At 55.7% G+C, this 10,928-nt stretch carries 8 protein-coding genes; 4 read left to right on the top strand and 4 right to left on the bottom strand.

Annotation, left to right across the window (positions count from 1 at the left end; translation table 11 throughout):
* On the top strand, positions 1 to 403 hold a 403-nt coding region (gene asd, locus KO499_RS09040), incomplete at its 5' end, for an archaetidylserine decarboxylase (protein ID WP_215983363.1).
* Here asd and epmA read toward each other — a convergent pair.
* Positions 404 to 1,372, bottom strand: a complete 969-nt coding sequence (gene epmA, locus KO499_RS09035; protein ID WP_215983362.1) for an EF-P lysine aminoacylase EpmA — start codon at positions 1,370 to 1,372, stop codon at positions 404 to 406.
* Positions 1,373 to 1,379: 7 nt separating this feature from the next.
* Positions 1,380 to 1,955: an elongation factor P gene (efp, locus tag KO499_RS09030; RefSeq protein ID WP_215983361.1), complete on the bottom strand. Its 576-nt coding sequence runs from the start codon at positions 1,953 to 1,955 to the stop codon at positions 1,380 to 1,382.
* A 45-nt stretch (positions 1,956 to 2,000) separates the two neighbouring features.
* On the opposite strand from efp, the gene epmB reads away from it, so the two are divergent.
* The 3 genes from epmB to KO499_RS09015 all read left to right on the top strand — a co-directional run bounded on the left by epmB (position 2,001) and on the right by KO499_RS09015 (position 7,255).
* Entirely contained in the window at positions 2,001 to 3,041 is a 1,041-nt protein-coding gene (epmB, locus tag KO499_RS09025; RefSeq protein WP_215983360.1) for an EF-P beta-lysylation protein EpmB, read from the top strand.
* Between the two features lie 215 nt (positions 3,042 to 3,256).
* Positions 3,257 to 5,062 (top strand): GTPase, encoded by a 1,806-nt coding sequence (locus tag KO499_RS09020; protein ID WP_215983359.1) that lies wholly within the window; start codon positions 3,257 to 3,259, stop codon positions 5,060 to 5,062.
* 108 nt (positions 5,063 to 5,170) lie between these two features.
* A complete protein-coding gene (locus KO499_RS09015; protein ID WP_215983358.1) occupies positions 5,171 to 7,255 on the top strand; it encodes an EAL domain-containing protein in 2,085 nt (694 codons plus the stop codon).
* An 11-nt stretch (positions 7,256 to 7,266) separates the two neighbouring features.
* Here KO499_RS09015 and serB read toward each other — a convergent pair whose 3' ends face one another.
* Entirely contained in the window at positions 7,267 to 8,499 is a 1,233-nt protein-coding gene (serB, locus tag KO499_RS09010) for a phosphoserine phosphatase SerB (protein WP_323133330.1), read from the bottom strand.
* A complete protein-coding gene (gene parC, locus KO499_RS09005) occupies positions 8,492 to 10,801 on the bottom strand; it encodes a DNA topoisomerase IV subunit A (RefSeq protein WP_215983357.1) in 2,310 nt (769 codons plus the stop codon). Before parC ends, serB begins: the two co-directional genes overlap by 8 nt.
* Positions 10,802 to 10,928: the final 127 nt, after the last annotated feature.

The following is a 10,928-nucleotide window of genomic DNA, read 5'->3' as shown; positions in this document are numbered from 1 at the left end:
GGCCGGCACCCTGAGGCAGATGATCCATGTACCCGGCAAACTGTTTTCGGTCAATCCGGTAACGGCCGAAAATGTTCCGAACCTGTTCGCCCGAAATGAACGGGTTGTTTGCATCTTCGACACCGAATCCGGCCCCATGGCCCTGGTGCTGGTCGGCGCCATGATCGTTGGCAGCGTGGAAACCCGATGGGCCGGCGTTGTTGTGCCCGGCAGCAAACAGGTTACCTCCACCAGCTATGAAGGCGAGCAGGCCATAGCGTTCGCAAAGGGCGAGGAAATGGGCCGATTCCGCCTTGGCTCCACCGTCATCATGGTTCTGCCCAAAGGCGCCGTTAGCTGGAACAGCGACCAGGTGGCGGGCAAAGTCGTTCGCATGGGCGAGGCATTTGGCGCTCTGGCCTGATCACGATCGTTCGAACGGAAACGCCAGAACTTCGTCAATGTTCTCAACCCCGAGCTTTAGCATAAGCAAACGATCCAGTCCGAGTGCTACACCTGAGCACTCGGGCAATCCTCGCTCAAGCGCAGCGAGAAAGGCCTCATCGAGCTCCATTTCAGGCTTCCCTGAGCGCCTGCGTTGTGCGTTGTCGGCTTCAAATCGCAACCTTTGCTCCGCCGGATCGGTCAGTTCCCAATAGCCGTTACAGAGTTCCAGACCATCAACATAAAGCTCAAAGCGATGAGCCACTTCATAACCATCCAACTGCGACGTCTTTGCAAGTGAAGCCTGTGACGCCGGGTAGCCGGTTATGAACACGGGCCGATCCCGCCCAAGATTTGGCTCAACAACAAAGCTCATTAGCAGATCCAGACAACCATCCCGGCCAAGGCTCGCCAATTGCTCTGGCTCCAGCCACTTCTCGCAGCGTTGCGCCAGTTCGCGATCGGTTGCCGAAAATGGATCAATACCTGCCCAATACACCAATGCGTCACGATACTGGATGATGCTGGGCCGCTGGCACTCCAGCCAGCCACAGACCAGATCCGAGACCTCCTCCATGAGCATCACATCATCATAATCAACCCGATACCATTCCAGCATGGAGAATTCAGGATTGTGGCGACGCCCCTGCTCCCCATCGCGGAACACCCGTGAAACCTGGTAAATGGATCCACAGCCCGTCGCGAGCAGCCGCTTCATATGATATTCCGGGGACGTCTGAAGCCACCCCCCGGTCCGGGAGCCGACAGCAACCTGCGCATGTATGCCATCAAGATGGACGTCGGTGACGCCACACCTGCCAATTATCGGTGTCTCGACCTCCAGCAGCCCCTTTTTCGCAAAAAAGCCGCGCACAAAAGCAAGCTGTTGCGCACGGCTCTTTAGGGCAGCCTGCGAGGCAGCGGGCTGCCAGACAGGTTGACAAGTCATGACTCGATCAACTGCTCTTGACCCGGTTCATGTATTCACCGGAGCGGGTATCAACCTTGAGCACTTCGCCGATAGTGATAAACAGCGGCACATTGACCACTGCGCCCGTCGAGAGAGTCGCAGGTTTGGAACCACCCTGGGCCGTGTCCCCTTTCATTCCCGGGTCAGTATCAACCACTTCCAGTTCAACAAAGTTGGGGGGCGTCACCGACAGCGGCGAACCGTTATAAAGAGTCACGGTGTAGATATCCTGCTCTTTCAGCCACTTCATGGCATCACCAACCGCCTTCGCATCCGCCGGGTATTGCTCGAAAGAGCCATCTGTCAGCATGAAATGCCAGAATTCACCGTCGGTGTAGAGGTACTCCATGTCCAGATCAATAACATCCGCGGCTTCCAGACTTTCGCCGGACTTGAACGTGCGTTCCCAGACCCGGTTACTCATGAGGTTACGCAGCTTGACGCGATTGAAGGCCTGCCCCTTTCCGGGCTTGACGAACTCGTTCTCAAGAATGATGCAGGGGTCACCATCAAGCAAAACCTTGAGACCGCCGCGAAATTCGTTGGTAGAATATGAAGCCATGAAATGTCCACCTGACAAAATGCTGTTTAGAATTCGAAGGGCGTTATGATACAGCGAACCCCCGCCCGTATAGAAGCCCACCTTTCCGACCATGAACATCGCAGCTGGCAGCAAGTGCTGTCGGAGTCTGTGACATGCCCGGAAGAGCTGCTTCGACGTCTGGAGCTGCCCGCCGAATCATGGCTTTCTGCCGCACAGCAGGGTCACCAACTGTTTTCGATCCGTGTACCTGAACCTTTTCTTGCGCGCATGAAAAAGGGCAATCCTGCAGACCCTCTGCTCCGGCAGGTACTCCCTCTGGCTGACGAAACCGATCACGCACCCGGGTTTGTCAGCGACCCGCTGGAAGAATCAGCAGCCATCGCCACCACAGGTCTTATTCGCAAGTACCGCAGTCGGGCCCTGCTCATGGTAACCGGGCAGTGTGCAGTCAACTGCCGTTACTGTTTTCGCAGACATTTTCCCTACGAGGACCAACGACTGAGTCCAGACGATCGGAAGCGGGTAATTAACACCCTTGCGGCAAGCCCGGAAATCAATGAAGTCATTTTCAGTGGCGGTGACCCGCTTGCGGTCAATGACCGATTGCTAGCTCAGTGGGTAACGGCAATCAGTGGCATACCCCACATACGCAGGCTGCGCCTGCACACACGCCTGCCTGTGGTTATCCCGCAAAGAGTTTGTGACGAGCTCCTGACCTGGCTTTCGGCGACGTCACTTCAGGTCGTGATCGTGCTGCACGTAAACCACCCGGCGGAAATAGACACCGCCACACGCCGGGCCCTGGGACATCTGCGGGCAGCGGGCGTAACGCTGCTTAACCAGAGTGTCATCCTCCGCGGCGTCAATGACTGTCCGTCAGTGCTGGAGCAACTGAGTGAGACGCTCTTTGATGCCGGCGTTCTGCCCTACTACCTGCATGCATTTGATCCGGTGGCGGGTGCCCACCACTACGACGTCCCGGACGAGGAGTCCCGGCATCTGGTTCGTGAATTACTGACCCGGTTACCAGGATTCTTGGTACCCAAGCTGGTAAGAGAAGAGCCAGGCAAGGAATGCAAGACGCCGATCAACCTGTTCCCGTGACAGGCATCCCAAAAAACGACCTGAATTCACTTGTCAAAAATTGTCAACTCATGATCTTCTCGCTTTTTGCGTCTGGTTTGCTACCTTAAACTCCAGTAACGTTTAAGTTAAAAATATGTATTTACGGCGTTTTCCTGACAGGCAACTACACTCGGCAATCGCTATCAGGGTAACTCCCGCAATACCACCTGTGGCCCAGACACTGGCATGCATTCATGGAAGCTAAGACTCTGAAACCTGACCTCCGCGTTCCCGAACAGAAAACAGCCAGCCTGTCTTTCTGTGACACAACACCCAAGGCCTTCCGGGCCTGGATAGGGCAACTGCCAATGGCCAATATCGGCGAGGTATCACGGCAGCTCTACCATGCCATTATCGAACTGAATCATCTCTTTCTGGCGCCGCAGCAACGCATGCAATTCCTGGAGCTTATTCGGGAAAAGATCCATTTCGTGTGTAACGAACTCTCCCGACATTATCTTGGCCTGGCCGTAGCTCTTCCTGAGAAGCAGCGGAAAATCGCCAACCTGGCCCAGGCTCTTCAGTTGCATCTGGCCAGCGGCTACAAACTCTGCGTTCTGGAGTTCATCGACAACGGGGGGGTGGACAAAAATCGCCGTCAGATTGCCACCGCCGCACACCGGGCCATCTCCGAACTATCGGCAACCATCCTGAGGTCACATCAGCTCTATTGCCCGAGTCCTGCTCAAAGTTGGCTGGAGTGCCACCGCCTGTTCCGGTTTGCGCATCGCAACAAGCTCGCCGTGGTTCAGATAGAAGACGATGCTCTTCAGCACCGCCACACCAGTTCGGTCGCCGACAGCTACAAGCGAATTCTCCTGCTCGGCTGCGCGCGGCCCAATCAACTGCGCCAAGCTGAACTTCTGCACGTTTACGAACTGTTCGAATCCTGGACAGACAATACCGAGTGTGGGCCAGATATCGGTGACGACAGCCTGTTCGTGATTAATATGGAACGAGACAATCCGCCACTTTACCGCAGTCTGCTTGAGCAGAGCCCCGGAGATGAAAGCTTTGGTTTTGATACCCGAAAGCTCTCGGCGATGCTCTCCGACACACTCCACGCCCGCCACACCGCCGGCGAACCACCGCACGAGCTGAGGGTGCCGGCAAAGGTAAGCGAGACCTTGCTCACCCATCTAAGTCAGGCGTTGGGCATTCTCGCAAAACGGAACTTCAACCGAATTGCGAGCCAGGGTTCCCTCGAGATTTGCGTCGGCCTGACCGCCGCGCACTACTTCATTGCGGGCGAGAAAACCTTCACTGAATTCGTGAATGGCAACGACGACGGCCACCACGACGACGAGAATCTGTTTGTGCGGTCTTCACGCTCAAAGCAGGATGCCTGGCAGGGTGCCTACGACACAGGCCCCAACGACGAAAAGCTCCACTCTGCCGACACGCCGATCAATTTCAAAGGCCTTTACGGCAACTCTCAAGCGCCTTCCACTGACAGAAATCGGCCACGGTCACATCAATCCCTGCTGATCAACACCAGTCCCGGCGGCTATTGTGTCGGCTGGGAGAGCAATGTCCCTTCCTCGCTGCAGGCCGGCGAGGTTCTGGGCGTTCGCGAGCAAAGCACCCACCCCTGGAGCCTGGCCGTCGTGCGCTGGATCCGTCAGATCAAGAATCAGGGCACCCAGGTGGGAATTGAGCTGCTGGCACCCAGTGCGTCCCCCTGTGGAGTTCGCCTGATTCAGAAAGTGGGCAATAGCAGCGAGTACCTGCGAGGCTTGCTGTTGCCGGAAATCAGCGTAGTTAACCAGTCTGCCACTCTGATTACGCCTCGTCTGCCATTCCAATCCGGCAGCCGCATTTCCCTGCTTCATGATGGCCGCGAAGATCAGGGTCAGCTGTCCCGAAAGGTTTCATCTACTGGCAGTATCAGCCAGTTCGAGCTCAAGTTACAAAATGCCACACCGCTGAATGCTGGAGCGCCGTCGCCGTCATCCGGAGCCAGCGAGGATGAGTTTGACTCGCTGTGGCCATCGCTTTAAGGCCTCAAAACTGAGAAACCGGACGACTACAGAGGGTTGTTATTGATTGAGATCCCCTGCATCATTCAGCGTTAGTGAATGAACCGTGTATCACGAGACGCCCTTCGAATGCAGAAAAAGAACGCGACCGTACACCTGCTGATTCTCGACCCATCACAAAACGATGCCGAATCACTGGTCAGCCTGCTCCGGAACTCCGGCAAGGCCACCCGAGCCCACAGAATCACCTCAGAAGAAGATCTTGAAGAGACGCTGAAAGCCGGAAACTGGGATCTCCTGCTGGCCCGCGATCTGGACCAGGAGTTCTCGGCCGATGACGCCCTGTCCATGATTCGCAGGATGGACAAGGACATTCCGTTTATCCTGTTGACGGAAGAGGAGAGCCGCGAGCGTACTGTCAGCATCATGAAGGCCGGCGCCCAGGGCACCGTGTTGTTCGAGCACACCGACCTGCTTGTACTGACAGTAAATCGCGAACTGATGGCTCTGGAGGAACGCCGGCGGCGACGTATTCTAGAGTCCCATCTTCGGGAGGCGGAACAGCGCTGCCAATTGCTCCTCGAAAGCTCCAAGGACGCTATCGCCTACATCAACGATGGCATGCACATCTACGCCAACCAGTCCTATATGGAGTTCCTCGGCTACGAGGATATCGACGATCTCATCTGCATTCCGGTGCTCGACACGCTTACCGCTGAAAGCCAGACCAAGTACAAAGAGTTCATGAAGTCCTTCAGCGAAAAGGGCGAGGACGGCATGACCATGAACTGCACCGCACGCCGCAGCGATGACCACGAACTGAACGTTACCATGTCAGTTTCGGCTGCCACATATGACGGCGAGACATGCACGCAAATTGTGCTTCAACCGGAGCACAGTGATGCAGAACTGGAAGAAAAGCTGCGTCAGATCAGCAGCCAGGATCTGCTTACCGGCCTTTACAACCGTCAATACCTCATGGACGCCCTGGCCCAGTCCATTGCCAACGCAGGCAAAACGAACGAAACCGGGGCTCTGGCCTACATCGCTCTTGATAACTTCATGAGCATGAAAGGGCAGGTCGGCATCTCCGGCGCAGACCTGCTTCTTGGCGACCTGGCCAAACTCCTTGAGGAACAGACTGGAGAAGAGCTGGCTCTGGCCCGGTTGAGCGATGATGCCTTCAGTCTGTTATCCCAGCCCTGTGATGAAACAACCATGGCTGAGCACGCAGAGCGCATCCGCAAGGCGGTTGAAGATCATCTGTTCGATATCAATGGCCGAACGGTTCAACTGACCGTAAGCATTGGTGTCGCCGCGATTACCGAGAATTCGCCGAAGGCCGAGGAGTTAATGGCCCGGGCCCACAATGCGTCTTCGGAAGTCCGCAAACTCGAAGGCCATTCCCAGGGCAATGGCGTGGTCGTCTACAACCCGGCGGATTTTGAAACACTCGATGAAAGCAATTCGGTGGAAGCGATCCAGAAGGCTCTGGACGAGAACCGCTTCAAGCTCTTGTTCCAGCCTATTATCAACCTGCGTGGTGAAGGTGAAGAGCACTACGAAGCCTTTGTGCGCATGCTCGACAAGGACGATAAGGAAGTCTCGCCCTACGACTTCCTGCCACCAATGGGGCCGAGCGACACCGCGATCAAGATTGACCGCTGGGTTATTCTGCAGACTATCAAACAGCTGTCCAGTCATCGCTCACGAGGCCATGACACGAGACTGTTCCTCAACGTGACAGCCGAGACCCTGCAGGACAAAACCTTCACACCCTGGCTGAGCGTTGCCCTGAAGGCCGCACGACTGCCCGGCGAATCGCTGATCTTCCAGATTCGTGAAGGCGATGCCAACAAGTACATGAAGCAGGCAAAGGACTTCACCAATGCCGTTCATGAACTGCACTGCAAGGTATCTATTGCCCAGTTTGGCTGCGCGCTGAATCCCTTCAATACGCTGAAACACATTGATGCGGACTACGTGAAAATCGATGGCTCCTTCACTGAGGAGGTACAGAAGAGCGATGAGGCCAAGGAGCAGGTCAAAGAAATGGTCGAGAGCCTGCAGGCCAGCGGCAAGCTCACGATCATTCCTCTGGTGGAAAACGCCGCAGTTCTCGCCACCCTGTGGCAGGCTGGCGTGAACTACATTCAGGGCTATTACCTGCAGGCTCCGGTCCCTGAAATGAACTACGACTTCGGCGAAAACTGAGCCTCAACGGCTCAGACGTCGGCATGTCCGATACTCTGATTGGTTTCGCTCTCCCGGAAACCAATCAGGTAGAGAATGGCATCCAACCCGAGCGTGGAAATTGCGTGGCGAGCTGATTCCTTTACCAGCGGCTTTGCCCTGAACGCGACCCCCAGCCCTGCCTGGCTAAGCATAGGAAGATCGTTGGCCCCGTCACCTACGGCAATAACCTGCTCACGCGAAATGTGCTCTTTTTCAGCGATCTCCAGCAGCAACTCTGCTTTCCGATTACCGTCGACAATTTGCCCCGACACCCGGCCAGTCACCTTGCCATCTTCAATTTCAAGCTCATTGGCATAGATGTAATCAATACCCAGTTTGCGCTGCAGATGGCGCGCAAAGTAGGTAAATCCACCCGACAAAATGGCCGTTCGATAGCCCAAGGACTGGAGGCTACGAATCAGATGTTCTGCCCCTTCCGTCATTTTCAACCGGGAAGCAATGCCCTCAAGCACCGTCTCATCCAGGCCTTTCAATAGCGACAGACGTTCCGCAAAACTCTGGCTGAAATCCAGCTCACCTTGCATCGCCCGCTCAGTAATCTCCGCCACCTGCTCCCCGACACCGGCTTCCGCCGCCAGCTCGTCGATCACTTCGGCCTCGATAAGAGTGGAATCCATATCGAAGACCACGAGGCGACGGTTGCGACGAAAGATGGAGTCCTCCTGAAAGGCAATATCCACGTTCATTTCGCCGGCGATATGCAGAAAGTCCGCGCGCAGTTGTTCAAGATCCGAGGGCGTCCCACGGACCGAAAACTCGACACAGGCAATCCGGTTGTCCGCCGCGTTGAGTGAGGGCCTTGCGGATAGCCTCGATATGTTATCGATATTCAGTCCGTGGCGCGCTGTGATGGCGGAAACCCGGGCAATCTGTTCGGCTTTGATATCCCGGGACAGTAGCGTCACGATGTAACAGGCACGATTGCGGGCCTCAGCCCATGACTGGTATTCCTCCTCGCTAATCGGCGCGAACCGGACCTGAAGATCCAAAGAATGGAGCCGGAACAGCAGATCCCGAATGACAGGGGAGGATTGGGATTCATCCGGAATTTCAATCAGGATACCCCAGGTGAGATGATCGTGAATGACAGCCTGGCCAATATCCAGGATCCGTACATCGTAGCGCCCCATGATGCCGGTTATCTCCGACGTCAAACCCGGTTTGTCACGACCGGAGACATTAATCAAAACCAGTTCACTCACTGTCGGCATCCTCATTGTCAGAGCCAGCCTCTTCCTGCGCCCGGGCGGCGGAAGGAATCACCTCAATACCATCAACCCGCTGGAGCCCTCTGGGCAGCTTGTGGCCGCGACGACCCCGCTCACCAAGATAGTGTTCAAGGTCGCTGAATTGCAGTCCCATCTTGCGCTTCCCGGCACGAATCTCCAGTTGGTCGTCTTCGGCAAATACAGCCACTGCAACCACATACTCTTCACGGCTCTGGACACGGGCGGAAGGAATACTAATGATCTTGTTGCCCTTGCCTTTTGCCAGTTCCGGCAATTCGCTCAGCGGAAAGACCAACATACGTCCTTCATTGGATATGGCCCCCAGAAACAGGGTTTTCTCGGTGTTCGGTATGACCACCGGAGACATGATCTTCGCACCCTTGGGTACACTGACCACCGCCTTTCCATTGCGGTTCTTACTGATCATGTCATTGAGTGACGTAACGAACCCATACCCACCGTCAGTTACCAGCAGAGCCTTGCGGGACAAGTCCCCCATCAACAGGCCAGAGAAACCTGCACCCGAGGGCGGGCTTATTCGCCCGGTAAGCGGCTCACCCTGCCCTCTGGCAGAGGGCAGGGTGTGGGCCATCAACGAATAAGCCCGGCCGGTGGAATCCAGGAAAATTGCCTGCTGATTATTGCGGCCTCGTGTCGCCAGGGAGAATCGATCACCGGCTTTGTAGCTCAGGCTTTCCGGTTCGATATCATGCCCCTTCGCTGCGCGGACCCAGCCTTTTTCCGACAGCACGACGGTAACAGGGTCGTTCGAAACCAGATCCACCTCACTGAATGCCCGGGCCTCTTCACGCTCGACAATGGGGGAGCGACGATCATCGCCAAAGGTTTCGGCATCCGCTTTCAGCTCATTCTTGATCAGCTCACGCAGACGATCCTCGGAGCCCAGAATGGATTGGAGCTCATCCCGTTCGGCTGACAGCTCATCCTGCTCACCACGAATCTTCATTTCCTCGAGCTTGGCCAGGTGGCGCAATTTCAATTCGAGGATGGCTTCAGCCTGATCGGCAGACAACCCGAAGCGGGCCATTAACTCGGCCTTGGGTTTGTCTTCCGTTCGAATGATCTCGATCACCTCATCTATATTGAGGTACGCGATGAGCAAGCCTTCCAGAATGTGCAAGCGAGCCAGAACCTTGTCCAGGCGATACTGAAGCCTGCGAATAACGGTGGTGCGCCGAAACGTCAACCATTCAGTAAGGATCTGCTGCAAACCCTTGACGCCGGGGCGACCATCATTGCCAATCACATTGATGTTCACCCGATAGGTTTTTTCGAGATCAGTACTGGCAAACAGGTGCGCCATCAGGCCATCAAGATCCACCCGATTGGACCGCGGCACAATCACCAGGCGGGTCGGATTTTCATGATCGGACTCGTCACGAAGATCAGCCACCATGGGCAGCTTTTTGGTTTGCATCTGATGGGCAATCTGCTCCAGTACCCGATTGCCGGACACCTGATGCGGAAGGTCCGTAACCACTATCTCACCGCTCTCCCGAATCCAGCGGGCTCGCATACGCAACGATCCCCGGCCGGTTTCATACATCTGCCGGATGTCTTTACGAGGGGTAATGATTTCGGCCCGAGTTGGAAAATCCGGTCCCTTGATGTGCTCACAGAGTTCATCGACCGTCGCCTCGGGCTGGTCCAGCAACCGAATGCAGGCGGCAGTGACTTCCCGCACGTTGTGCGGCGGTATATCGGTGGCCATACCTACAGCAATACCCGTCGTGCCGTTCAACAGTACATGCGGTAGTCGGGCGGGCAGCACCGAGGGTTCTTCCATGGTGCCATCGAAATTGGGAAGCCAGTCCACCGTACCCTGCCCCAATTCGCCCAACAAGACATCCGCAAAGGGTGCCAGACGGGATTCGGTGTAACGCATAGCGGCAAACGATTTCGGGTCATCAGGCGACCCCCAGTTACCCTGTCCGTCCACCAGTGGATAACGGTAAGAGAAAGGCTGAGCCATCAGGACCATGGCTTCATAACAGGCACTGTCGCCATGGGGATGGAATTTACCAAGAACGTCACCGACGGTGCGCGCGGACTTCTTGTACTTGGACGTGGATTTCAACCCCAACTCGGACATCGCATAGACGATTCGTCGCTGAACCGGTTTCAGGCCATCACCGACATTGGGAAGTGCCCGGTCAAGAATGACGTACATGGAGTAATCGAGATAAGCCTTTTCCGTGTAATCCCGGAGCGAAACCCGCTCGAAGCCTTCATCCGTTGTCTGAAACTCTGGCATGGATGCCTCTTTAATTGCCTGTATTGCCTGATTTGAAGAATGTCCGTGGTTTACTCCCTGAGCCCGGAAGAAACACCGGTTAACAGGAGCAACCATTATATGGAGCGCGACGCCGATACACCAATAA

It is taken from the genome of Marinobacter sp. F3R08, from assembly GCF_018860425.1.
Taxonomy (GTDB): Bacteria; Pseudomonadota; Gammaproteobacteria; order Pseudomonadales; family Oleiphilaceae; genus Marinobacter.
Note: the sequence above shows the minus strand (reverse complement) of the source record. Positions and strands in the feature narration are given on the sequence as shown.